The sequence below is a fragment of the Nonomuraea sp. NPDC003804 genome, assembly GCF_040610675.1.
Lineage (GTDB): Bacteria > Actinomycetota > Actinomycetes > Streptosporangiales > Streptosporangiaceae > Nonomuraea.
The window spans coordinates 194176-218870 of the sequence record NZ_JBEXMT010000001.1; the positions used below are offsets into that span (position 1 = coordinate 194176).

General features: G+C 71.8%; 21 protein-coding genes and 1 other RNA gene. 13 read left to right on the forward strand and 9 right to left on the reverse strand.

What is annotated here, in order from left to right:
* The first annotated feature begins 21 nt into the window (after positions 1-21).
* From ABZX22_RS00905 to ABZX22_RS00920, 4 genes are all read left to right on the forward strand, one after another.
* Positions 22-1197 carry a cytochrome P450 gene (locus ABZX22_RS00905; protein WP_354904581.1) on the forward strand — a complete coding sequence of 392 codons (1176 nt, stop codon included), beginning with the start codon at positions 22-24 and terminating at the stop codon, positions 1195-1197.
* 7 nt (positions 1198-1204) lie between these two features.
* A complete protein-coding gene (locus tag ABZX22_RS00910; RefSeq protein ID WP_354904584.1) occupies positions 1205-1606 on the forward strand; it encodes a carboxymuconolactone decarboxylase family protein in 402 nt (133 codons plus the stop codon).
* 1743 nt (positions 1607-3349) lie between these two features.
* Entirely contained in the window at positions 3350-3916 is a 567-nt protein-coding gene (locus tag ABZX22_RS00915) for a DUF6461 domain-containing protein (protein WP_354904586.1), read from the forward strand.
* 15 nt (positions 3917-3931) lie between these two features.
* Positions 3932-4354: a site-specific integrase gene (locus tag ABZX22_RS00920; RefSeq protein ID WP_354904589.1), complete on the forward strand. Its 423-nt coding sequence runs from the start codon at positions 3932-3934 to the stop codon at positions 4352-4354.
* A gap of 33 nt (positions 4355-4387) precedes the next feature.
* Here the strand turns inward: ABZX22_RS00920 and rnpB are convergent.
* From rnpB to ABZX22_RS00940, 4 genes are all read right to left on the reverse strand, one after another.
* Positions 4388-4785: RNase P RNA component class A (rnpB, locus tag ABZX22_RS00925), an RNA gene on the reverse strand.
* A gap of 605 nt (positions 4786-5390) precedes the next feature.
* Positions 5391-6731: a bifunctional RNase H/acid phosphatase gene (locus ABZX22_RS00930; RefSeq protein WP_354904592.1), complete on the reverse strand. Its 1341-nt coding sequence runs from the start codon at positions 6729-6731 to the stop codon at positions 5391-5393.
* A gap of 41 nt (positions 6732-6772) precedes the next feature.
* On the reverse strand, positions 6773-7513 hold the full coding sequence (locus tag ABZX22_RS00935) for a C4-type zinc ribbon domain-containing protein (protein ID WP_354904595.1): 741 nt from the start codon (positions 7511-7513) through the stop codon (positions 6773-6775).
* A 2-nt stretch (positions 7514-7515) separates the two neighbouring features.
* Entirely contained in the window at positions 7516-8316 is an 801-nt protein-coding gene (locus tag ABZX22_RS00940; protein ID WP_354904597.1) for a Nif3-like dinuclear metal center hexameric protein, read from the reverse strand.
* Positions 8317-8401: 85 nt separating this feature from the next.
* On the opposite strand from ABZX22_RS00940, the gene ABZX22_RS00945 reads away from it, so the two are divergent.
* From ABZX22_RS00945 to ABZX22_RS00975, 7 genes are all read left to right on the forward strand, one after another.
* Positions 8402-9835 (forward strand): NAD(P)/FAD-dependent oxidoreductase, encoded by a 1434-nt coding sequence (locus ABZX22_RS00945; protein ID WP_354904600.1) that lies wholly within the window; start codon positions 8402-8404, stop codon positions 9833-9835.
* Positions 9832-10845 carry a membrane dipeptidase gene (locus ABZX22_RS00950; RefSeq protein ID WP_354904603.1) on the forward strand — a complete coding sequence of 338 codons (1014 nt, stop codon included), beginning with the start codon at positions 9832-9834 and terminating at the stop codon, positions 10843-10845. The genes ABZX22_RS00945 and ABZX22_RS00950 overlap by 4 nt, the downstream gene beginning before the upstream one ends.
* Positions 10842-12014, forward strand: coding sequence for a M20 family metallopeptidase (locus ABZX22_RS00955; protein ID WP_354904605.1), 1173 nt, complete (start codon positions 10842-10844; stop codon positions 12012-12014). The genes ABZX22_RS00950 and ABZX22_RS00955 overlap by 4 nt, the downstream gene beginning before the upstream one ends.
* A gap of 109 nt (positions 12015-12123) precedes the next feature.
* Positions 12124-12879: a GNAT family N-acetyltransferase gene (locus ABZX22_RS00960; protein ID WP_354904608.1), complete on the forward strand. Its 756-nt coding sequence runs from the start codon at positions 12124-12126 to the stop codon at positions 12877-12879.
* Between the two features lie 29 nt (positions 12880-12908).
* Positions 12909-14711 (forward strand): zinc-binding dehydrogenase, encoded by a 1803-nt coding sequence (locus ABZX22_RS00965; RefSeq protein ID WP_354904610.1) that lies wholly within the window; start codon positions 12909-12911, stop codon positions 14709-14711.
* A 16-nt stretch (positions 14712-14727) separates the two neighbouring features.
* The gene (locus ABZX22_RS00970; protein ID WP_354904613.1) at positions 14728-15678 is read left to right on the forward strand and encodes a YafY family protein; all 951 of its coding nucleotides are present in this window, start codon (positions 14728-14730) and stop codon (positions 15676-15678) included.
* A 35-nt stretch (positions 15679-15713) separates the two neighbouring features.
* Positions 15714-16832 (forward strand): C45 family peptidase, encoded by a 1119-nt coding sequence (locus ABZX22_RS00975; RefSeq protein ID WP_354904615.1) that lies wholly within the window; start codon positions 15714-15716, stop codon positions 16830-16832.
* Here ABZX22_RS00975 and ABZX22_RS00980 read toward each other — a convergent pair.
* Complete coding sequence (locus ABZX22_RS00980) at positions 16757-17455, reverse strand: response regulator transcription factor (protein ID WP_354904618.1); 699 nt, start codon at positions 17453-17455, stop codon at positions 16757-16759. The two genes, ABZX22_RS00975 and ABZX22_RS00980, sit on opposite strands and share 76 nt — an antisense overlap.
* Complete coding sequence (locus ABZX22_RS00985) at positions 17452-18561, reverse strand: sensor histidine kinase (RefSeq protein ID WP_354904620.1); 1110 nt, start codon at positions 18559-18561, stop codon at positions 17452-17454. The genes ABZX22_RS00980 and ABZX22_RS00985 overlap by 4 nt, the downstream gene beginning before the upstream one ends.
* A 99-nt stretch (positions 18562-18660) precedes the next feature.
* Between ABZX22_RS00985 and ABZX22_RS00990 the strand changes: the two genes are divergently transcribed.
* A complete protein-coding gene (locus tag ABZX22_RS00990; protein WP_354904623.1) occupies positions 18661-19692 on the forward strand; it encodes a carboxymuconolactone decarboxylase family protein in 1032 nt (343 codons plus the stop codon).
* Here ABZX22_RS00990 and ABZX22_RS00995 read toward each other — a convergent pair.
* From ABZX22_RS00995 to ABZX22_RS01005, 3 genes are read right to left on the reverse strand one after another with little or no spacing between them, the layout of a single operon-like run.
* The gene (locus tag ABZX22_RS00995) at positions 19601-21028 is read right to left on the reverse strand and encodes an AMP-binding protein (protein ID WP_354904626.1); all 1428 of its coding nucleotides are present in this window, start codon (positions 21026-21028) and stop codon (positions 19601-19603) included. The genes ABZX22_RS00990 and ABZX22_RS00995 overlap by 92 nt on opposite strands.
* Entirely contained in the window at positions 21028-22074 is a 1047-nt protein-coding gene (locus ABZX22_RS01000) for an acyl-CoA dehydrogenase family protein (RefSeq protein WP_354904629.1), read from the reverse strand. The genes ABZX22_RS00995 and ABZX22_RS01000 overlap by 1 nt, the downstream gene beginning before the upstream one ends.
* Positions 22071-23201, reverse strand: a complete 1131-nt coding sequence (locus ABZX22_RS01005) for an acyl-CoA dehydrogenase family protein (RefSeq protein ID WP_354904632.1) — start codon at positions 23199-23201, stop codon at positions 22071-22073. The genes ABZX22_RS01000 and ABZX22_RS01005 overlap by 4 nt, the downstream gene beginning before the upstream one ends.
* A 148-nt stretch (positions 23202-23349) precedes the next feature.
* Between ABZX22_RS01005 and ABZX22_RS01010 the strand changes: the two genes are divergently transcribed.
* Entirely contained in the window at positions 23350-24693 is a 1344-nt protein-coding gene (locus ABZX22_RS01010) for a HAMP domain-containing sensor histidine kinase (protein ID WP_354904633.1), read from the forward strand.
* Positions 24694-24695 lie beyond the last annotated feature (2 nt).

Consider the following 24695-nt stretch of genomic DNA (forward strand, 5'->3'; position numbering starts at 1 on the left):
GGACTGAGAGGACCTTTCGCCATGAGCACTTTCGCCGAGAGCATCACGCTCGACCAGCTCAACGAGGATCCGTACCCGATCTACACCCGGCTGCGGAAGGAGGAGCCGGTCGCCTTCCTGCCCGCGATCAACCAGTGGATGGTGACCCGCTGGGACGACGTCGTGACGGTGGTCAGCCGCCCGCAGTCCTTCACCACCCACTTCCCCCAGTCCCTCGTGGCGCGGGTGTGCGGGCAGGGCAACATGCTGGGCACCGAGGGAGACGCCCACGCCGAGCTGCGCGCCTGCGTGGACGTGGACTACTCGACCGAGACCGTGCACCGCTTCTTCGCCGACGACGTCCGGCGGCTGGCCGAGAAGTACGTCGAGACCATCGCCGGCCGTGGCGAGGCCGAGCTGAAGCGCGACTACCTCGGCCCCATCGCCGTCCTGTCCGAGGCCAAGGTGCTCGGCCTGGACCAGGTGGACCCGGAGATCTTCCTGCGCTGGTCGCGCGGGCTGAACACCGGCATCACCAACTTCGAGGGCGACCCCGCCAAGCAGAGGCTGGGCGAGGACACGGCCGCCGAGATCAACCTGGCCCTGACGCCGACCGTCGAGCGGTACACCAAGAGCCCCAACCAGTCGACGCTCTCCAACCTCATCCACGCGGGCCGGCCGCCCGAGAACCCGCGCACGCTGGAGGAGGTGCTGCCGACGCTGCGACTGGTGATGAGCGCCATCGAGGAGCCGTCGATCGCGGCCGGCTACGTGCTGCTGGGGCTGTTCGGCAACCCGGAGCAGTACGCGGCGGTCAAGGCCGACCTCTCGCTGCTGCCGCTGGCCGTGCACGAAGCGCTGCGGTGGATCTCGCCCGTGGGCGCGCTCATGCGCTCAGCGCCCGGCGAGGTCACGCTGGCCGGGGTGACGCTGCCGGCGGGCGCGCCGGTCGCGGCCATCGTCGCCTCCGCCAACCGCGACGAGAGCGTGTTCGACGACCCCGACAGCTTCGACCTCCACCGGCCGCTGCACCCGCACGTCTCGCTGGGCTACGCCCGGCACCGCTGCCTGGCCATCGACTTCGTGCCCGAGATCGTCCGCATCAGCCTGGAGGTACTGCTGGAACGCCTGCCCGGCCTGCGGGCCGACGCGGACCGCCCGCCCGCCTTCCACGGCTGGCGCTACCGGCACCCCGACAGCCTCCACGTCCGCTGGTGAGGAAGACATGACGACAGAACGCCGCAAGCACGGCGAAGCCATCCTGGACCGCCTGGACGGCACCGCCCGCGCACACCTCACCGCCACCCTCGACGACATCTCGCCTGACCTCGCCGACCAGGTGATCTCCTGGGCCTTCGGCGAAATCTACGACCGGCCCGCGCTGCCGCCGCGCGACCGCCAGCTCGTCATCCTGGGCATCCTCACCACGCTGGGGAACTGCGAGCCGCAGCTCAAGATGCACCTCAGGATCGCGCTCAACGCGGGACTGACCCCGGACCAGATCACCGAGGCCCTGCTGCAGGCGGCCGTCTACTGCGGGATGCCGCGGGCGCTGGTCGCCACCTCGATCGCCAAGCAGGTCTTCGCCGAGCGCGGCCTGCTGCCCGTCCCCCCGGCCGGGCCGTAAGCCCGCCCAGGGCCAACGGGGCCCCGACGGGGTGAGCCGAGACCCGACGGGGAGCCAACGCGGTGACGCGGCGGGATGACGCGGCGGGATGACGCGGCGGCCCGCTCATCGCGGGCCGCCGCCTTCCCGGCGCGCGCCCCAATCGTCCGCCGTGACCGATTCCCCCTCCTCCCTGTTCCCCCTCCTGCCTGCGAGCCACCGCGCAGGCCTACGACGTCATCGCCGTCCGTTACGCCGAGCACCCGACGCGAGGCTCACGCAGGTGCCACTGGATCGTGCGGTGCTCGCGACGTTCGCCGAACCCGCGCGGGTCGACGATGCCGGGCCCGTGGCCGGACTGCGGAGAAAGGAACCGGAACAAGAAGAAAGCATGAACAGCCCCCGGTCAGAGGGGTGTGTGACGAGCCGGCATGATCGTGACCTGTGGCTGATCGCGCGATCACGGCGTTGAGCTGGAAAACGCTGCCGTCCGTTGACACTGGTTGATACCGGCTTCCGACGCGATGTGCCCTGAGTCGTCGCACCGGATCTTCCCCGCCACCTCTCCCCACATCAATGCAGCAGAAGGAGCGGCCGACAGTCGCTGCTGTCAGTAACTATCGCTCCATCGATACCACGGACCTTGTATGTGCTGGAAAGACGACGTTGCCGAGTCGTCGGGATCATCACTTGGCGGGCGCTGCGGACTCCAGACGTAGCCGTAAGGGTCCACCCCGGATGAATCTCCAAGCTTGAAGTACACCCGGCCTCGGTCGCGAAAGACATCGTCGAAGACGAACAACCCGATCTCGTGGGGCGTTTCCTTTCCCGGGTCACCAGGCCCTGCGGTCCGTGCCACCGTCACCATGCTCTCGACGGACCTTTGGAAGCGTTCCTCGTCGGTGACTCCACAGGACGACACCATTGCCAGTACGGCGCATGCCAGCAACGTCGTAATCCATCGCCTGCATGACCCCCACAGGGCGGGCGTGTCGTTCACTCCCAGACCACCTCCGGCCCGATCTTCCCGTCTGCCTCGTCCATATGCAATGCAGCGGATCAGGGCCAGAGAGCCAAGATGGAGCGGCCTGCTGGACGAACGACCTTGGCTCTCTGGCCTTGAGTCGATCACCCGACCGTGGACCTGTACGGCCGCCTGGTTCCGGAAGCCTCCGCGAAGGCCAGAGAGGCGCTCGGCAAGGCGTTCCGGTCGGCGCCAGATATGCCCCGAGTATGCCTCGATCTTGGAGCATGCCGATCCCTCCCAGGTCAGAGAGAGATCGGGTGACGAGCCGGCCTGTAGGCCGGGTCCTGTTCTAGCGATTCGCTGACCATGGGTTGCTTCGCGGTTTGGCTTCTGAGCTGCGGAAATACGTTTCAGTAGTTGCCACTAGCTTCCGGCGTCTCTTGGGTTGTGGCGGAACAGGGACGGAACAAGATCTTTACTGAGGCGGGCCGCTCAGAACAGGCGGGGTCTTGTGTTGAGTCCAGCCAGGCCCCGCGATAGGACTCGAACCAGCTTCCCGCCGTTTGGGTCAGTCCACTCTGATCCACACCCAAGGTCCGGCGGTTCAAGGACGTTCACCCCGGTCCACTCTCGTCCGTCTCGTGTGGCTCCCGATTTGGCTCCTCTTAAGGCTCTCCGCCTATCGCGCCTTTCGTCTCCGAGCACGTTCGGCGGCGGGCAGTGAGTTCGTCGGCGACCACTCCAAGAATGCGCAGGCGACAACCATATCTGTCGGAGTCGGCTGGCATCATGACGACATGACCATGCAGCCTCTCGATATCTCGTGGCTCTGCGGCGAATACGCCGAAGAATGCTACAGCTTCATCTATGTCCGTGCCACACCTGAACAGGTGGTTGCACGTCTCGGTGGTCGATGGGAGGACTTCACGTCGGGGCCCTTCCCCGACAACGCCGATCACTACTCAAGGGGACCTCTCGGCGTCACCTCCGTCGGCGATTGGACGTTCGTTTTCGATCCCGACTGGCTCGGCACTGACGAAGACGTGATCACTAGACTCTCCGAGGGCACCCGCCTCATCTCCCAAGCGGCACTCGGCATCAAGTGCATGGACTACTTCTATTGGTGTGAGGACGGCGAGATCAGATTCGCCTGGGGAGGCGATGAGGGATACCTGACGGAGATTCCGGACGAACTCGTAGACACGATGACAGAGATCGACAGGCTCTTCCCATCGTCTCCCCGGCTCTACGAGGGACCAGCCTTCCTACTCGTAGAGCACCTGACCGGGATCAGAGCGACGGAAAACCTCCTGAAGGGCTCCACGTTCATCTGGGGCGTCGTCCCCAAACCAACCAAGTCGTAGTCCCCTTACGGGAAGTTGGTCGAGCTCAAGACCAGAGCATCACGACGCACTCTGCCGGTCGATGACCTCATTCTCGCCAGGCTCACAGAGCACCAAGAGCGTTACTCGGCCGGCCCGGAGGGTTCGCTCATCACCAACCGATGTGGCCGGATCGCGCAACGCAAGTCGTTCAACGAGTGTTGGCGCGAGGCCGTGGAAAAGGCCGGCCTTCCCAAGGGCACCCGATTTCATGATCTACGGCACTTCTACGCCTCCGGACTGATCAAGGCGAACCTCAACCCCAAGGTGATCCAGACCCGTCTCGGTCACGCCACCATCGCGGAGACGATGGACACCTACGGCCATCTCTTCCCGGACCAAGACGATCTCGGACGTGGGGCGATCGACGCACTCCTGTCTCCGATGCTCACGGAACAGGGACGGAACAGACAATCTTGAACAGTGACCCGCCCCTGGTCAGAGAGGCGGAGAGAGACGAGCCGGCCTGTAGGCCGGGTTCTGTCCTTCGCGAACGAAGGGGCGACCATCCATCTAGGACCGCCGTTGCCGACGGTCTCAAGCGGTCTACCCGCGCGACTCGGACGGGCAGTCCTCGAACGCCGCGCGCGGGACGCTCCTGCTGGGGCGTCCCTTCTTGACCTTGCTCCGGGTGGGGTTTACCTAGCCGCTCACGTCACCGCGAGCGCTGGTGGTCTCTTACACCACCCTTTCACCCTTACCTCCCGGATGTCCGGGAGGCGGTCTGCTCTCTGTGGCACTGTCCCGCGGGTCACCCCGGGTCGGGGTTACCGACCACCCTGCCCTGCGGAGCCCGGACCTTCCTCGGCGAGCCCCGAAAAGGGGCTCGACGCGGTCGCCCGGCCGGCTCGTCTGCAGGGAGGTTATCAAACTCCCAGCCACCTCCAATCCATCCGCAAGAGCCCCGTGATGTCCTGGGGTGGTCATCGTCTGAGGGGGACGGTGCCCACGGCTCGGTCGTGCCGGGTGAAACCTCGCGGCATCCGGCCCGACCGGGCCGTGACCGGACGACGGTCACGCCTCGGCCCACACGCTGCTGGGATGCCTGGGCGGCTCCCGAGGGCGCGGGCTCCCTCGTGCCGGCCGACCCACGGAGCGGGCGAACCTGACTGGACCCTCCTGGCTCGCCGGACTGCCGCGTCCGCAGGCGGGTGTTCACCCAGGGCACGGCGGGCGGGGTGGGAACGCGGGCGGGGTTCCGCCCGCCTCCAGGGCCACGGGAGCGGGAACCCGACGCGGCCCCGACGCAGGCGTTCTGCCCTTGGTCCGGCGGGCCGGGGTTCTGTCCGGACCCCGTTCTGCAGCCGACGGGCCGAGGTCCACCCGAGTCAGCGGCCGAGGCGCTCCTGGCGGCAGCGGTCCGGGGTGCAACCAGCGGGGCTGTGGGTCGCGGCACTGCCCCGCAGGCCGAGGGACCGCCCGAAGACAGCGGGTCGGCAGGTGGGTCGGGGGTGGGTCAGTGCAAGTGGCTGATGTCGTTGAACGCCTTCACGACGGCGGGCCCGTCGGCGTAGAAGTCGATCAGGGACAGGCACGCCACGTCGAGATGCATGCGGTACAGCGCCTCGGGCGGCGCGAGCAGCGCGAGCCTGAGGAGCGTCTTGATCGGCGTGACGTGGGAGACGACCAGCACGGTCTTGCCTTCGTACTGCTCGACCAGCCGGTCCCTGGTCGCCTCGACGCGTCGGGCGACCTGGGTGAAGCTCTCCCCTCTGGGTGGCGCGACGGCGGGGTCGGCCAGCCAGGCGGCCAGCTCGTCCGGCCACTCGCGTTGGATCTCGGTGAAGGTGCGCCCCTCCCAGGCGCCGAAGTCGGTCTCCCTGAGGCCTTCGTCCACCTCGACGTCCACGCCGACGAGCCGCGCCACCATCTCGGCGGTCTGGCGGGCCCGCTTGAGCGGGGAGCTGACGATCACGTCGATCCGGTACGGCGGCGCCGCCAGCCTGCGCGCGGCGGCGCCGGCCTGGGCCAGGCCGTTCGCGGTGAGTTCGGCGTCGCCGAGCCCCGAGAAGCGGCGTTCGGCCGACAGCGGGGTCTCGCCGTGGCGCAGCAGGAGGAGCGAGGTGGCGACCCTGGTGGCGGGGCCCCAGCCGGTGCCCTTGGCGGCCTGCCGGGTGACCAGCGAGGCGGTCGGCGCCGACAGGTCGAGCAGGTCGGTCTGCCCGCCGGTCTTCGGCGCCGAGGGTGCCTCCCGTCCGGCCCCGGCGGGCGGCGTCTCCGGGACGCCCCCGGTCTCGGGGATCGCGCGACCGCCCGGCGAGCCCGCCCCGGCAGCCTCCCGCGAGCCCGGCTCCGAAGCGCCGCGCGAGCCGGCCGCCGAAGCACCGCGCCCGCCCGCCTCCGGTACGGCGGTGCCGCCCGCCTGCCACGCCAGTCCCTTGGCCGCGGCGTCCATCGCCTCGTTGGCCAGCCGGTCGGCGTGCTTGTTGCGCTCGCGGGGGATCCACGTCCACCCGGTGATCCGCAGCCGCCTGGCCAGGCCCTGCGCCTCGAGGGCGAGCGGCCTGAGCCCCTCGTTCTTGATCTTCCAGCGGCCGGCCATCTGCTCGATGACGAGCTTGGAGTCCATGCGGACCTCGACCTCGGCGCCTTCACCGCCGAGGTCGAGCACGGCGGCGAGCCCCGCGACCAGGCCGCGGTACTCGGCGACGTTGTTGGTGGTGACGCCGATCGCCTCGGCCCGCTCGGCGAGGACCTGGCGGTCGCGGGCGTCCATCACGACGGCCCCGTAGCCGGCGGGGCCGGGATTGCCTCTCGACCCGCCGTCGGCCTCGACGAGGTACGGGGTCGTGCTCATGGAAGCTCCTTGATCGCTGCCGGCCGGTTCGGCGGCCTGGGTCAGATGCCGGACTCGGGGGTGCGGACGAGGATGCGGCGGCATTCCTCGCAGCGCAGCACCTCGTCGTGGGGGGCGGCCTTGATGCGGTTCATGTCGGCGATCGACAGCGTCACCTTGCATCCCATGCAGCGGCCGCCGTGCAGCATCGCGGCGCCCACGCCGTACTGGCCACGCAGCTTCTCGTACAGGGCGAGCAGGTCGGCGGGGATGTCGGGGAGCACGCCCGCGCGGCGGCCCTCGACGTCGGCCGTCTCCTTGTCGATCTCGGCCAGGGCGGCGTCGCGGCGGTCCTCGGCGGCGGCCCTGGTGGTCGCGACCTCGTCGCGCCTGGCGATCAGGTCGGTGACCTTGGAGTCGGCGGCCTCGCGGCGCTCCATGATCTCCAGGACGACCTCCTCGAGGTCGCCCTGGCGGCGGTGCAGCGAGGCGATCTCGGACTGCAGGCTGGACAGGTCCTTGGGCGAGGTGACCATGCCGGAGTCGAGGCGCTTCTGGTCGCGGTCGGCGCGGGTGCGCACGGTCTCGACGTCGCTTTCCGCCTTGGTCTGTTCGCGGGACAGGTCACCGGCCTCGGTCTCGGCGGCGATCACCTGGGTGGCCAGCTGGGCCAGCTGCTTCGACTGCTCGTCGATCTCGGCCAGCTCGGGCAGGGTACGGCGGCGGTGCGCCAGGCGGTCGGCAGCGGAGTCAAGCTCGGCCAGGTCGAGCAGTCGCTTCTGAGCGGCAGGGGCTGCTTTCATGATCAATATCCTTTTGTCCAAGCATCGGTGACCGTGGCGGAGACGCGCGTCTCAACGTTAACGCCACTGGAGCTCAGGATGGACGCCGCGCTGTCGAGCCATGGCCACTCGGTGGCCCAGTGGGCGGCGTCGATCAGGGCGGGACCGCCGGCCTCGACGAACTCGCTGGCGGGGTGGTGACGCAGGTCGGCGGTGAGGAAGACGTCGACGCCGGCGGCGCGTGCCGTACCGAGGAGGGAGTCTCCTGACCCGCCGCTGACGGCCACGCGCGTGACGGGCCTGGACGGGTCGCCCGCGACGCGCAGGCCCCATGAGGTCTTCGGCAGCCCGGCAGCGGCCTGCTCGGCGAACGCGCCGAGCGTCATCGTGCGGGGCAGGTCGCCGACGCGGCCGAGGCCGCGCCAGGGGTCGTCGGGGAACGGCTGCAGCGGCACCAGGTCGCCGACCAGGCCGACGGTGCGCGCCAGGGCGTCGGAGACGCCGGGGTTGGCGACGTCGGCGTTGGTGTGGGCGGTGTAGAGGGCGACGTCGTTGCGGATCAGGTCGTGGATCAGCCTGCCCTTGTAGGTGGTCGCGGCGACGCTGGTGGTGCCGCGCAGGTAGAGCGGGTGGTGGACGACGATCAGGTCGGCGCCCCAGTCGAGCGCCTCCTCGGCCACGACGGGCACGGGATCGACCGCGAACAGCACCCGCCGCACCGCCTGGCCGGGGTCTCCGCAGACCAGGCCCACGGCGTCCCACGACTCGGCCCTGCCAGGCGGATAGGCGGCCTCGAACACGTTGATCACATCAGCCAGCGTCACCTGCGCAGACTACCGGTTCGGCCACCTCGACACGTGAGCGAGCGCCGCCTAGCGTAAGTGGATCCTGACATCTGTGGAGGGGCGCATGAGGGTCGCGATCATCGGTGCGGGGTTCGGCGGGCTGTGCATGGCGATCAGGCTCGAGCAGGCGGGCATCGGCTCCTACACGGTCTTCGAGAAGGCGGACGGCCTCGGCGGCACGTGGCGCGACAACACCTATCCGGGAGCGGGCTGCGACATCCCCTCCCAGCTGTATTCGTACTCGTTCGAGAAGGACTCGAGCTGGACGCGCCGCTACCCCGGGCAGCCGGAGATCCTCGCCTACCTGGACAGGTGCGCCGACAAGTACGGCGTCCGGCCGAAGATCCGCTTCGGCGCCGAGGTCGTCGCGGCGGACTTCGACGGTCGGCGCTGGCGGGTCACCACGGGCGAGGGGAGCGAGGAGTTCGACGTCGTGGTGTCGTGCGTGGGCCAGCTGACCCGTCCCGCGTACCCGCCGATCCCTGGACGGGAGAGCTTCGCGGGCGTCGCCTTCCACAGCGCCCGCTGGAACCACGACCACGACCTGACCGGCCGCCGGGTGGCGGTGATCGGCAACGGCTCGTCCGCCGCGCAGTTCATCCCCCGCATCCAGCCGCTGGCCGCCCGTCTCGACGTCTTCCAGCGCACCCCCAACTGGGTCATCCCCAAGCCCGACGCGACGTTCGGGCCGGCGGCGCGGCTCGCCCTGCGCCTGGTCCCCGGCCTGCGGCGGGCCTACCGCGAGTGGATCTACCGGTACGCCGAGGGCACCCTCTACCCCGCCCTCGCCCGCGGCTGGAGCGCCGGCCTGCTGAGGAAACGGGCGCTCGGCCACCTGCACGCCCAGGTCGCCGATCCGGTCCTGCGGGCCAAGCTCACCCCCCGCTTCCCGGTCGGCTGCAAGCGGGTGGTCATCGACAGCGCGTTCTACCCGGCGCTCACCCGGCCCAACGTGGAGGTCGTCACGGACCCGATCGTCAGGGTCACGCCGGAGGGGGTGCAGACCACCGAGGGCGTGCGCGCGGCCGACACGATCATCTACGCCACGGGCTTCCGCACCACCGAGTTCCTGCAGCCGATCGCGTTCACCGGGCTGGGCGGGGTGTCGCTGGCCGACCAGTGGAAGGACGGCGCCGAGGCGTATCTCGGCATCGCGGTGCCGAACTTCCCCAACCTGTTCCTGGTCTACGGGCCGAACACCAACCTCGGCCACAACTCCATCGTCTTCATGATCGAGTGCCAGGTGCGGCACGTCATGGCGTGCCTGCCGTACCTGGAGAGGAACGGGCCGATGGAGGTCAGGCCCGAGGCCATGGCGGCCTGGCGGCGGCAGCTGGCGGCGGCGATGGAGCGGATGGTGTGGGGCGGCGGCTGCCGGAGCTGGTACAAGACCGCCGACGGGCGCGTCGTCAACAACTGGCCGGGACGCGCGGGCCTGTACCGCAGGCTCACCGCTCTCCCGCCGCTCGACGCCTACCGGATAACGTCATCGGCATGACGTCGCATGTGGTGGCTGACACGCACAACGATCTCCTCATGGCGGTCTCGGCGAGACCGCCCGACCGGTGGGCGGACTTCTTCCGCGCCCAATGGCTTCCCCAGCTGCGCGCAGGCCGGGTGAACCTCCAGGTCCTGCCGGTGTTCATCTCCTCGGAGTACCGTCCGGAGGGATCACTCAGGCAGACGTTGCGCATGATCGAGTGCGCGCACGTGATCGCCGAGGGCAACCCGGACGAGGTCGCGCTGTGCACGGACGCCGCGCAGATCGACGCGGCCATCGACGCCGGCAGGATCGCGCTGGTGCTGGCGATGGAGAGCATGCCCGGCATCGACGCCAGCGTGGAGCTGGTCCCGACGATGCACCGCCTCGGCGTGCGGATCGCCTCGATCGCGCACTGGGGCCGCACCCCGCTGGCCGACGGCAGCGGCGAGGACGCCACCGGCAGCGGCCTCACCTCCCACGGCGTCGAGGCGCTGAAGGAGATGGAGCGGCTGGGCATCCTGTTCGACGTCTCCCACCTGGGCGCCTCGGGCGTCGCGCACGTGCTGGAGCTGGCGACCAAGCCGGTGATGGCGACCCACTCCTCGGCGCGCGCCCTGCGCGACCATCACCGCAACCTGACCGACGAGCAGCTCAGGGGCGTGGCAGGGACCGGCGGCGTGGTCTGCGTGAACTTCCTGGCCGCCTTCCTCACCGAGAACGCCCGCGAGGCCACGCTCGACCACGTGCTCGACCACATCGAGTACATCGCGGGCGTCGTGGGGATCGACCACGTGGGCCTCGGGCCCGACTTCATGGACGAGGTCAGGCGCGACCTCACGCCTCCGTGCTGCGAGAGCGTCACCTCCACCGGTCTCGACGTCGCCGCCGCCGTACCGGGGCTCGAGGGACCCCGCGGCCTGCCACTGGTCACCGAGGGGCTGCTGGCGCGGGGGCTGCCGGAGACCGACGTGCACAAGATCGTCGGCGGGAACGTGCACCGGTTCTTCGGAAAGGCGCTGGCATGATCGAGGACCTGGAGGAACTGGTCGGCTGCGAGTCCTTCTCCAGCGATCTGGAGGCGGTGGCGCGCAGCGCGAAGGTCGTCGCGGCGATGGGCGCGCGCCATCTGGGCGCGCAGCCGGAGACGATCGTCGTCGACGGTGTCACGCACCTGCGGTGGACCTTCGGCGAGCCGAAGGTGCTGCTGCTCGGGCACCACGACACCGTCTGGCCGATCGGCACGCTGGCCACCCACCCGTGGTCGGTGGTGGACGGCATCGCGCGCGGCCCCGGCGTCTTCGACATGAAGGCGGGGCTGGTGCAGATGTTCCACGCGCTGGCCGGGCTGGAGACGCTCGATGGCGTCAGCGTGCTGGTGACGGGTGACGAGGAGGCCGGCTCCATCACCTCGCGCGCGCTGATCGAGGACTCCGCGCGCGGTCTCGCGGCCGCGTTCGTGCTGGAGGCCAGCGCGGACGGCGGCGCGCTCAAGACCGCCCGCAAGGGCACCTCCGACTACACGCTCACCGTGCACGGCAAGGCGGCGCACGCCGGGCTGGAGCCGTGGAAGGGGGCCAACGCGGGGATCGAGCTCGCCCACCAGATCCTCACGATCGCGGGGATGGCGGCGGTGGTGGACTCGGACGAGCCGGGCGGCGCGGGCGGCCAGGGTGGCCCGGGCGGTCCGGGCGGCTCCGGGGACGCGGCGGCGCCGGCAGGCTCCGGCGGGCCGGTCGCGGGCACGACGGTGACGCCGACGGTCCTGTCCGGCGGGACCACGGTGAACACGGTGCCCGCCCTGGCGCACGTGGGGGTGGACGTGCGGGTGCCGACCCTGGCCGCCCAGGCCAAGGTGGACACGCTCATGCGGGCGCTGTCGCCGCGGCTGGAGGGCATCCGGCTGGAGGTGCGCGGCGGGCCGAACCGGCCGCCGATGGAGGCGGCGCAGTCGGCCCGGCTGTTCGCGCTGGCGCAGCGGCTGGCGGAGGGGCTGGGGCTCGGGGCGCTGACGTCGGCCTCGGTGGGCGGCGCCTCGGACGGGAACTTCACCGCCGGCCTGGGCGTGCCGACGCTCGACGGGCTCGGCGCGGTCGGCGGTGGCGCGCACGCGGACCACGAGCACGTCGTGGTGGCGGAGCTGCCGCGCCGGATGGAGCTGCTCAGAGCGCTGGTCCGCGCGGTGCTGGCCGCCTGACCCCTGAGGCCGCGCGGGGCGCCGCCGCTGCGGGGCCCCGCCGGCAACACCCTGCCGGCGAGGGTCCGCCGCGCGGGGTGAGAGCGGCCGGCTCGGATAGATTCCCTGGGTGACGACTGTCCAGGTGGAAGTGCGCGAGCTGCACCGGATCGACGAGTTCGCCGACGTGTTCAGGCTGTTCGACGAGATCTGGCACCCCGACCCGGCCAACCCGCCCGTCACCGTCGAGCTGATGCGGGTCCTGTCCCACACGGGAAGCTACGTCGCCGGCGCCTACGAGGGCGACCGCCTGGTGGGCGCCTCGGTGGGCATTCTCGCCGCGGGCAACACCCTGCACTCGCACGTCACGGGCGCCGCCCAGGGCGGCAGGGGCATCGGCCAGGCGCTGAAGGCGCACCAGCGCGACTGGTGCGCCCGGCGCGGCATCGACCGCATCACCTGGACCTTCGACCCGCTCGTGCGCCGCAACGCCTACTTCAACCTCGCCAAGCTCGGCGCCCGCCCCGTGGAGTACGTGGAGAACTTCTACGGCCCGATGGCGGACGCGATCAACGAGGGTGACGAGTCCGACCGGCTGGTGGTCGAGTGGCCGGTGAAGGAGCGGGCCCCGGCGCGGGAGCCGTACGAGGGGGTGGTGGCGCTGGAGGAGGAGGACCGGCTGCCGGTCAGGGGGGCGGTGAAGGGACCGGTGGCGCTGGTCGGGACGCCCGCCGACATCGAGGCGCTGCGCCGCGAAGACCCCTCGGCGGCCGTGGCCTGGCGCCTGGCGATGCGCGAGGTGCTGGGCGGGCTGATGGCCGAGGGCGGGCAGGTCGTGGCCTTCACCGGGAACGGTGAATACGTCGTGCTGGCCAGGTTGACCTGAAGCTTGCTTGAGGTTCAAGACTGACTGGTATGAGAGTTGTCGAGGTGACGCGGTTCGGCGGTCCCGAGGTGCTGCGGGCGCGCGAGGTCGGCGATCCGGTGGCGGGTCCGGGACAGGTCGTGGTGCGCGTGGCGGCGGCCGACGTCCTCGCGGTCGAGGCGCAGCTGCGCACGGGCTGGGGCGTCGAGTGGTCCGGGACGCGCCCGCCGTTCGTGCCGGGGACCGGTGTGGCGGGGCACGTGCTGTCGGTCGGCGAGGGGGTGGATCCGGCGTGGCGGGGCCGCAGGGTGGCCGCGATGGTCAGCGGTGGCTACGCCGAGCAGGCGCTGGCCGGGGTGGAGGCACTGGTGCCGGTGCCCGACGACCTGCCGTTGCCCGAGGCGGCGGCGTTGCTGCAGGTGGGTCCGGCCGCACTCAGCCTGATCGACGCGGCCGAGCTGAAGCCCGGTACGCGGGTGCTGGTCACCGGCGCGGGCGGCGGGCTCGGCCTGGTGCTGGTCGAGCTGGCCGCGGCGGCGGGCGCCGAGGTCACCGCCGCGGCCACCGCCCCTGACAAGCGGCGCAGGGCCGAGCTGCTCGGCGCGGCGCACACCGAGGTGGCCGGCCCGTTCGAGGTGGTCTTCGACGGCGTGGGCGGCGAGCAGGGTGCCAGGGCGGCCGAGCTGACCGTGCGGGGCGGCAGGTTCTTCGCCTACGGCGTCGCGGCGGGCGGGCCCGCCCCGGTCGACGCCGCCGAGGCCGAACGGCGCGGGATCACCGTCGTCGGCATGGAGCAGGTGCAGTTCGCGCCTGAGGAGTTCGGGCGGCTGGCCGGGCGGGCCTTCGCGGCGGGGATCACGCCGACGATCGGGCTGGCCGTCCCGCTGGACCGGGCGGCCGAGGCGCACACCGCGATCGAGCGGCGCACGCTCGTGGGCAAGGCGGTCCTGCTGGCCACCTCGCGCGCCGTCCGCTACCGCGAGTACGGCGAGGCGGACGTGCTGACCGTCGACGAGGTGCCCATCCCGGCGCCCGGCCCCGGCCAGGTGCGGGTGGCGGTGCGGGCGGCCGGTGTGAACGCCCTCGACTGGAAGTTCCGCAGGGGCTACATGGTGGTCCCGCTGGAGGAGCCGGCCGGCACGGGGATCGAGGTCTCCGGCACGATCGACGCGCTCGGCGAGGGCGTCGAGGGCTGGTCGGTGGGCCGGCCGGTGTTCGGCAGGGTCGCGACCGGCGGCCTGGCCGACCACGTGCTCGCCGACCCCGCGCAGCTGCTGCCGAAACCGGACCACCTGTCCTACGAGGAGGCCGCGGCGCTGCCCGTGGCCGCGGAGACCGCCGCGCGGACGCTGGCGGAGCTGGACGTCGAGCCCGGCCGGCGGCTGCTGATCCACGCGGTGGCGGGCGGTGTCGGCCTGGTCGCCGCCCAGCTGGCCCGCGCCAGGGGCGTCGAGGTCGTCGGGACGGCCGGCGAGGGCCATCACGCGTTCCTGCGCGACCTCGGCGTCACCCCCGTCACCTACGGCGACGGCTGGGCGGAGCGGGCCGGTCCGGTCGACGCCGTGCTGGACGCCTCCGGCAGGGGCGTGCTGGCCGACTCGGTGCGGCTGACCGGCGACGCGGGCAAGGTGGTCACGATCGCCGATCCGCGGGCGGGCGAGTTCGGCGTGCGCTTCTCGCAGGGCGGCCCGGACCCGGAGCCGGTCCGGCAGGTCGTCGAGTCGGGCGCCGTGCGCATGCCGATCGCCCGGGTGTTCCCGCTGGAACAGGCCGCCGACGCGCACCGGCTGAGCGAGGACGGTCACCTGCTCGGCAAGATCGTCGTGATCACGGAAGCGGACGTTCCGCGATAGGCGGCACACTGGGGGCATGCTCGAAACCTCGGCTCGCCTGCTCAAGCTCCTCTCGCTGCTGCAGGCGCACAGGGAGTGGTCCGGCCCGGAGCTGGCCACCCGCCTGGGCGTCACGACCAGGACGGTGCGCAACGACGTGGAGCGCCTGCGCACCCTCGGCTATCCGGTGCACGCCACCCCGGGCGTGGCGGGCGGCTACCGCCTCGGGGCGGGCGCCGCCCTGCCCCCGCTGCTGCTCGACGACGAGGAGGCGGTGGCGGTCGCGGTCGGCCTCGGCCGGGCGGCCGGCGGCGGGGTGGCGGGCATCGAGGAGAGCTCGGTGCGGGCGCTGGCCAAGCTGGAGCAGGTCCTGCCGGCCAAGCTGCGGCACAGGGTCAGCGCGCTCAACGCCTACACCGTGCAGATCCCCGGCGCGGCGCCCGCGGTGCCGCCGGAGGTGCTGACCACGATCGCCAACGCCGCGCGCGACCACGAGCGGCTGCGCTTCGACTACACCGGTCATGACGGCGCCACCGGCACGCGCGAGGCCGAGCCGTACCGGCTGGTGCACCGGCGCGGGCGCTGGTACCTGGTGGCCTGGGACGTCGAGCGGCGCGACTGGCGGACGTTCAGGGTCGACAGGATCACCACCCGCACCCCGAACGGCCCCCGCTTCACCCCCCGCGAGCTGCCGTTCGACGTGGCCGAGCACGTGGAGCGGGGGGTCAGCACCGCGATGTGGCGCTACCGGGCCAAGGTGCTGGTGCACGCGCCCGCCGACCGGATGGCCGGACTGCCGACCGGGCTCGACTTCGAGCCGGTCGACGAGCACACCTCGATCGCGCACCTCGGCGGCGACGACCTCACCGGGATCGCGGTCTGGATCGGCATGCTCGACGTCGACTTCGAGGTGATCGAGCCGCCGGAGCTGGCCGAGGTGGTCAGCCGGCTGGCGGAGCGCTACCGCAGGGCGGTCAGCGAGCGGTAGGCGGACGGTCAGCGCCCGGGCCGAGGCTCGGTGGCATGACCATTGTCAAGCGAATCGCCGGCGGCGAGGACGACTTCCAGCTCGTGCGGCACCTGACCGTGCGCGGCAGCCAGTTCGAGATCGGTAAGGCGCTGGCGCAGGAGGCGCGCACCCGCTCGGGCTGGGCGCCGGGTCCCGCCGACCAGACGGTGAACAGGGCGCGCATGACCTGGTTCGAGCACTTCTGGCCGCAGCACCACGAACGGCTGGACGGCGTGGCGGCGGCCTTCGACCTCGACCCCGACCGTGACGACCTCATCATGGACGGGCTGAACGCGCTGCCCATGGGCTCGGGCTGCTCGGCGCTGTGGTGCCCGCCCTCGGCCGCGGCCGACGGGCACGGCAGGATCGCCCGCAACTACGATTTCTTCACCCTCACCACCAGCGAGATCATGGGCGGGGCCGCGAAACCGGGCGAGCTGCCCATGGCCTCCCGCCCTTACGTGATCACCACGATCCCCGACGAGGGCCTGGCCTCCACCGTCATCACGATGAACGAGCTCGACGGCTGCATGGACGGCGTCAACGCGGCGGGTCTCGCGGTCGTGCTGCTCATCGCGGACGTCGCCCATGCCGCGCCGCCCGAGTCGGCCGACCCGCGGGTGGGGCTCAGCTCGGTGCAGCTGCCCAGGTTCGTGCTGGACACCTGCGAGAACGTCGAGCAGGCCAAGCGGGCGCTGCTGATGGCCAAGCACTACGACCACGGCCTGCCCCTGCACTACCTGATCGCCGACGCCGCGGGGAAGGCGTTCGTGTGGGAGGGCGAGCGCATCATCGACGCGGGCGACGCGCCGATGTGCGTGACCAACCACCCGCTGCACCGCCACCCCGACCCCATGGCGCTGCCCGACGACGACGAGACCACGATGGACACCTTCGGCCGGTTGCGCAGGCTGCACGAGCGGAGCAGGGACGTGCCGCTGTCGGCCGAGCGCCTGTCGGGCGCGCTGGGCGAGGTCGCCGCCGGAGCGGACAAGCCGTGGCGCACCACGTGGACGAGCGTGCTCGACACCCGGGACAGGACGCTGACCGCCCGCTTCTACCTCGGCGACGCCCCGGAGGGCGGCACCAGGTTCACCGAGGAGCTGCGCTTCGAGATCAGGCCCGACTCGTAGGCGATGACCACCAGCTGGGCGCGGTCGCGCGCGCCCAGCTTCACCATGGCCCTGCTGACGTGGGTCTTGGCGGTGAACGGGCTGATCACCATGTGGGCGGCGATCTCGTCGTTGGACAGGCCGCGCCCGACCAGCGCCAGCACCTCCCGCTCGCGCCTGGTCAGCGAGCCGAGGTCGGTCACCTGCCGCACGGGGGCGCGCTGGACGAACTCGTCCATCAGCCGGCGCGTGATCGCGGGCGACAGCAGCGCGTCTCCCCTGGCCGCCACCCTGATGCCGGACAGCAGGTCGGCCGGGTCGGTGTCCTTGAGCAGGAAGCCGGCCGCGCCCGCGCGCAGCGCGTCGAGCACGTACTCGTCGACGCCGTAGTTCGTCAGCATCACCACGTGCACGCCGGCCAGGCGCTCGTCGGAGGCGATGCGCCTGGTGGCCTCGATGCCGTCCATGACGGGCATCTGGATGTCGAGGAGCGCGACGTGCGGCTGGTGCCGTACGGCCAGCTCGACGGCCTGGCGGCCGTCGGCCGCCTCGCCGACCACCCGCAGGTCGTCCTCGGCGTCCAGCAGCGCCCGGAACCCGGCCCTGATCAGCGCCTGGTCGTCGGCGAGCAGCACGTTGATCATGACTGCGCCGCCGGGAGCTCGGCCCTGACGGTGAAGCCGCCCTCGGGTCGCGGTCCGGTGCGCAGCCGGCCGCCGAGCGCGGTGACGCGCTCGCGCATGCCCGTCAGGCCGACACCCGGCTGGTGTCCGTGTTCCGGTACGGCGGTGCCGTCGTCGTCGATCTGCACGACCACCTCGTCAGGCAGGTATCCGATGCGCACGGAGGCGGAGGCGGGCCCCGCGTGCCTGGTGATGTTGGTCAGCGCCTCCTGGACGATGCGGTAGGCGGCCCTGCCGACCTCGGCGGGCACCGGCCGCGGCGATCCGCTGACCTCGACGTTGGCGGGCAGCCCCGCCGCGCGGGCCCGTTCGACCAGGTCGGGCACCTGCTCGAGGCCGCTGCCGTCGGGCGCGCGCAGCACTTCCAGCGTGGCGCGCAGCTCGCGCATCGCGTCGGCGCTGGCCTCCTGGATGGCGGTCAGCGCGGCGGGCACCTCCTCGCCCCGCTTGCGGGCCAGGTGCGCGGCCACGCCGGCCTGCACCTTGATGATCGAGATGCTGTGGGTGAGGGAGTCGTGCAGCTCGCGGGCGATGCGCAGCCGTTCCTCTCCCGCGCGGCGCAGGGCGGTCTCCTCGCGGGTCCGCTCGGCCTCCGTCGCACGCTGCTCGACCTGCTCCAGGTAGTGGCTCCAGGCGCGCTTGGCCTCGCCGATCACCGCGGCCGCCACGAGCCAGCCCACCAGCAGCACCCTGCCCTCGATGGCCGCTCTGGGCGGCAGCGCCGTCGTCGAGTCCTGCCCGAAGGCGAACATGCCGGTCAGGAAGACCACGATGCCGGCCAGGGCGGCCGGGTGCCGGCCGCCCTGTCTGACCGTGGTGTAGACGGCGATGAGGACGGGGAAGACGGCCGCCGCGCCGGGGTGGGCGCGGGCGCTGTAGGCCAGCATGCAGGCGACGGTGACGGCCAGCACCGCGACGGGGTGGCGGCGCCGGAGCGCGAGCACGAGCGTGCCGCCCAGCAGCAGCGCGTAGTCCAGCGGGGCCAAGCCCGGCGAGAGCAGCAGCTCACCGCCCACCTGCGCCGCAGCCACCACCACGGCGAGCAGCGCGTCCCGATCGAGCCTCATACCGGCACAATAGAGGCTGCCGCCGGGCCGGACGTCGTACGCAGGGAGTACTTCGTGCGCGTGACGACAGCCGGGCCGTGCCCCCGTCAGTGTGGCGGCATGACCCGATACGTCACTCCCGTGGGCAAGAACGTCCGCACCGGTCCCGTCGGCCCGATCTACGCCCAGCTCAAGACGGACTTCGGGTTCGTCGGCGAGATGTTCATGAGCCTCTCCCCCGCGCCCGAGGTGCTGGCCGCCACCTGGGCGCTGCTGCGCGAGTCGCTGCTGGCCGGCCCCTCGTCCAGGACCGACAAGGAGGTCATCGCGCTCGGCGTCTCGCTGGCCAACCGGTGCCCGTTCTGCGTCGACGCGCACACCGTGCTCCTGCACGCCACGGGCGACCACGCGCTGGGCGAGGCGATCGCGCGCGGCGAGCGGCCCGCCGACCCGCACCACGCGACACTGCTGGCGTGGGCGCGGCGCGAGCGCCCGGCCGCGCTGCCGGCCGACCACGTGGGCACGGCACTGGCCTTCCACTTCATCAACAGGATGGTGTCGGCGCTGGTGGGCGAGAACCTGTTCCCCGCCGGCACAGCCTCCTCGCCGGTGGTACGGCGGGCGGCCGGCACGGCGATGGCCCGCGTCGTGCGCCGGCGGCTCGTGGCGGGCGAGAGCCTGCCGCTGCTGGCGCTCGGCCGCCGGCCGGCGGGCCCGGAGCCCGCGTGGGCGGACGGCTCCCCCGTCGGCACGGCGTACGCGGCCCTCCGGCAGGCCGCGGAGGGCCGGGTCCTCGGCGAGCACGCGAGGGCGGTCGTCAGGGCGGCCGTCGAGGAGCACGACGCCACGCATCCGCCGCTCGGCACCGCGTGGCTGGACGGCCCGCTGGCGGAGCTGCCTGCCGACGAGCGGCCGGCGGTCAGGCTGGCGTTGCTGGGGGCGCTGGCGCCGTACCGGATCACCGAGGCGGACGTGGCGGCGTGGCCGGCGCCCGACGCCGACCTGGTGCGGCTGCTGGCCTTCGGCGCGTTCGCCGCCGTCGAGCACGTGGAGCGGGAGATCATCCGGGGGGTGCCAGGTACTCCTCCCGCACCTTCGAGCGCGACAGCTTCCCCGTCGGCGTCCGCGGCAGCTCCGTCCGGAACTCGATGACCTTGGGGTGCTTGAACCTGGCGATCCGCGGCTCCAGGTGGGCGCGCAGCTCCTCCTCCGTGACCGGCGCGTGCGGCTGCACCAACGCCACGACGTTGTGGCCCCACTCCTCGTCGGGCACGCCGATGACGGCGGCGTCGGCGACCGAGGGGTGTTCGAGCAGCGCGGCCTCGATCTCGGCGGGGTAGATGTTGACCCCGCCCGAGATGATCAGGTCGGTGCGCCGGTCGCACAGGAACAGGTAGCCGTCCTCGTCGAGGTAGCCGATGTCACCCGGGGCGTACCACTCGCCGCGCATGCTGGCGGCGGTCTTGGCCGGGTCCTTGCGGTACTCGAAGGTGCCGAGGCCGGACTTGACGTGGATCATGCCGGGCTCGCCCGGGGGCAGCTCCTCGCCGCGCTCGTCGAGGATCTTCGCCTCGAAGGTGGGCGCGGGCCTGCCGACCGTGCCCGGCCGGGCCAGCCATTCGTGCGGCTTGACCGAGAAGGCGATGGTCGACTCGGTCGAGCCGTAGTACTCGTAGAGCACCGGCCCCCACCAGTCCATGATCGCCTTCTTGACGGCCACGGGGCAGGCCGCGGCGGTGTGGATCACCTGCCGGAGCGAGGACACGTCGTACCTCTTCCTGACCTCCTCGGGCAGCAGGAGCATCCGGTGGAACATCGTGGGCACCATCATCGCGTTGGTGACCCGGTACCTGTCGATCAGCTCCAGGATCGGCTCGGGGTCGAAGCGCGGCGCGATGACCAGCGTGTGGCCGAGGTGCAGCGCGAACTGCGTGTGCGCGCACGGCGCGGAGTGGTACATGGGCGAGGTGACCAGGTGCACGCCGTCGCCGGCCCGCAGGTCGACCACCTCGCCGAGGAACCACGCGTACAGCGGCAGGACGGCCTCCGGCGCGGCCCCCGGCAGCGGGCGCTGCACGCCCTTCGGGAAGCCCGTGGTGCCCGAGGTGTACCACATGACCGCGCCCGCGGTGCGGTCGCCGGGGGCGCCGGACGGCATGCCCTCGGCCAGCGCGGCCACGTCCTCGGGCCCGGTGACGACCACCTTGGCGTCGCAGTCGCCGAGGATGTAGTCGATCTCGGCCTGGGCGAGATGCCAGTTGACCGGCACGTAGTAGAGGCCGATCTGGCCGGTGGCCATGATCATGACGACCGGGTCGACGCCGTTGCGCAGCACGCCCGCCACGACGTCGCCGGTGACCAGGCCGCGGGCGCGCAGGCCGTGGGAGACCTGGTTGACGCGGGCGAGCAGCTCTCCGTAGGTGGTGCGCGGCTCGGCCACCGCCAGGCGTCCCGGGTCGGCGGCGGCCGTCTCGTAGAACCCGTTCATCACAGCTCCAGCAGGTGGGCCAGCCGCTCGCGGTGCGTGCGGGGCGGGCCGAGCAGGACCTCGTCGGTCTTGGCCCGCTTGTAGTACAGGTGGGCGTCGTGCTCCCAGGTGAAGCCGATGCCGCCGTGCAGGAGCAGGTGGTCGCGGGCCACCTCGAAGCAGGCCCTGCCGACGTAGGCCTGGGCGAGGGCGGCGGCCTCCGGCAGCTCGCCGGGCGCCGCGTCGGCCGCCCACGCCGCGTAGCGGACGATCGACTCGGCCTGCTCGAGCTTGGCGTGCATGTCGGCGAGCTTGTGCTTGACGCCCTGGTAGGAGCCGATGTACCGGCCGAAGGCGACGCGGATCTTGGCGTAGGCCACGATGGCGTCGAGGCAGGCCCGCATGACGCCCAGCTGCTCGGCGGCGAGGGCGACCGAGAACAGGCTCCGTGCCTGCTCCAGCGCGGCCCCGTCGTCGGGCGCGCCGAGCACCCTGGCTGGCGCGCCCGCGAGCACGACCTCGGCCATGCTCCTGGTCTGGTCGAGGGGGGTCAGCGGCAGGCGGGTGACGCCCTGGCCGTCGAGTTCGATCGCGGCCAGCGTGACGCCGTCGTGGCGGGTGACCGGCACCAGCAGCACGTCGGCCTCGGCGGCGTCGAGCACCTGCGGCAGCCGGCCGTCCACCAGCGCCCGGCCGTCGCGGAGGGCGGCCACCGGCTCGCCGCCCGCCGCCAGCGGCGCGACCGTGGCCGTGAGACGTCCCTCCGCGATGGCGGTGAGCAGTTCCTTGTCGGGCAGGCGGGTCAGGGTGAGGGTGGCCAGCGTGGTGGCGAGGAAGGGGCCGGGCAGCAGCGCCGCGCCCGTCTCCTCCAGCACGACGGCGAGTTCGGTCATGCCGGCGCCGGCTCCGCCGTACTCCTCGGGGATGATCAGGCCGGACAGGCCGAGCTCCCCGTTGAGCCGGGCGTAGACGGCGGGCGAGTGTCCCTCGCGCGGTGAGACGGTCCACAGGAAGGAGCCGACCGTCGCGCGCAGCTCCTGCTGTTCCTTGCCGAGTACGAGCTTCACCCCTGCGTCCCCACCTTCAGGTCCTTGAACGGCACGGTCTTGTCCACGCGCGGCTCGGGTGGCAGGCCGAGCACGCGTTCGCCGACGATGTTGCGCATGATCTCGTTCGTGCCGCCGCCCAGGGCCATGGCGGGCGCCAGGCACAGGGCGTGCGACAGGCGCTCGTCGACCACGGCCTCGGGTCCGACCAGCGACGTGGCGAGGTCGGCCTGGAACAGCGTGAGCTCGGCCAGCAGCAGCTTGGCCGCGCTGCCCCGCGCGCCGGGGAAGATCCCCGCCCGGGTCTCCTGGGCCAGCCGCTGGTTGAACAGCGACAGCGCACGGGTGCGGATGTGCAGCTCGACGAGCTGGTCGCGGACGTAAGGGTCGCCGGTGTCGACGACCTGGCGCAGCTCGGCCAGCCAATCGACGCCGCCGCCCATGCCGACTCCCGCGGAGATCGACAGCCGCTCGTGCAGCAGCGTCGTCACCGCCACGCTCCAGCCGTCGTCGACCTCGCCGATCCGGTGGGCGTCGGGGATGGTCACGTCGTCGAAGAAGACCTCGTTGAAGTGCGCCCGCCCGGTCATGTCCTTGAGCGGCCTGACGGTGACGCCGGGGTGGTGCATGTCGACGGCGAACATCGTCAGCCCCTTGTGCTTGGGCACCTCGACGTCCGTCCTGGCCAGCAGCAGGCCCCAGTCGGCCTCCTGGGCGACCGAGGTCCAGACCTTCTGCCCGTTGACGACCCAGCCGTCACCGTCGCGTACGGCCCGCGTCTGCAGGCTGGCCACGTCGCTGCCGGCGCCCGGCTCGGAGAACAGCTGGCACCAGACCTCCTCGCCGCGCAGCAGGGGCCTGATGAAGCGCTCGCGCTGGGCGTCGCTGCCCCGGTCGAGGATCGTCGGCCCGCACATGCCGAGGCCGATGGAGAAGATGTAGGTGGGCAGCGTGTAGGCGCGGGCCTCGGCGGTGAAGGCGCGCTCCTCCGCCTGGGTGAGTCCCTGGCCGCCCCACCGCCGCGGCCAGGTGATGCCCGAGTAGCCGGCGTCGTGCAGCCTGGCCATGAACTCCCTGGCGTCGCCGGTGCGGCCGGCGTTCTCGGCCAGCCAGCTCCTGGCGGCGCTCCGATACTCCTCAAGGTTCACGGGCCCTCCTCGGTATCAGTGCTCACTTACTCTAATCAGCCCGCCTCCACCCGCCTAGTGCAGAGATTTGTCCTGATTTGTTAATGAATCTCCGTTAATTAGAGCCGAGGGCACCTAGTGTGATCATCTGATTACCAGGGGGAGAGGTGTGATCGCACGGTACGCAGGTTCGGTCCGTTCACGGCTGACGCTGATCGCGACGGTCGGCGTGGCCGCGCTCTGCGTCCTGGTCAACAGCCTCGTCCTCGTCGGCCTGCACAAGGCCGCGGTGGACTACCGGACCCAGGAGGTCACCAGCGCGGCCCTGCGCGTGGTCCACCTGGTCAAGCGCGGCGACCTGACCTCCGTGATCGTCACCGACGTCGAGGGCATCCAAGTGATCAACCTCGACGGCGAGGTGGTGGCCTCCACGGCCAACCTGATGGGCAAGGACCGGCTGCTCACCCTCATGCCGGACGAGGACAGCGCCAGCCGTACGGAGGTGGTGTGCGGGCTGACGGTGTTCGATCCGCCGTGCCAGGTCGTCACCGTCTTCAGGGTCTACGAGATCGAGGGCGACTGGCTGGTGTACGCCTTCGGCGACACCGTGCCCTGGTACGTGCATCCGTGGGTGCTGGCGTTCCTGATCGGCATCTCGGCGGCGCTCACCGTGCTGACCTGGTTCGGCACCTCCCGCACGGTCGAGCGGACCCTCGCGCCCGTCGAGGCGATCAGGCAGAAGCTGGACGAGATCACCGCCACCGACCTCGGCCAGCGGGTGCCGGTCCCACCCAACCCCGACGAGCTGCACGCTCTGGCCAGGACCGCCAACAGGACGCTCGACCGGCTGGAGGCGGCGGTGGAGCAGCAGCGCAGGTTCGCCTCCGACGCCTCCCACGACCTGCGCAGCCCCATCACCGCCATGCGCGCGCAGGTGGAGGAGGCACTGCTGCACCCCGGCGACGCCGACTGGGAGGAGATCGCCCGCGCGCTGCTGGCCAGCCTCGACCGGCTGCAGGCCATCGTGACCGACCTGCTCACCCTCGCCCGGCTGGACGCCGGTGAGCCCCAGACGGTCGAGACGGTGGACCTGGCGCAGCTGGTGACCGACGAGCTGCGCGGCCGGGCCCACGGCAAGGAGGTCAAGCTCGACCTGCGTCCCGACGTGGTCGTGGACGGCGACCGGCTCAGACTCGCCCGCCTGCTCACCAACCTGCTGGACAACGCCGAACGCCACGCCGAGACCGCGCTCACCGTCTCGGTCTACAACGAGGGCTCCGACGCGGTGCTGGAGGTCCTCGACGACGGCGCCGGCATCCCGCCGGACCAGCGGGAGTTCGTCTTCCGCCGCTTCACCAGACTCGACGCCTCCCGCAACCGCGACGCCGGAGGCACCGGGCTCGGCCTGGCCATCGCGCGCGAGATCGCCCAGACCCACGGCGGCTCGCTGGGACTTGCCGACTCCGACACCGGCGCGCGCTTCGTACTCCGGCTGCCCGCGAAGGCGGGCTGAGC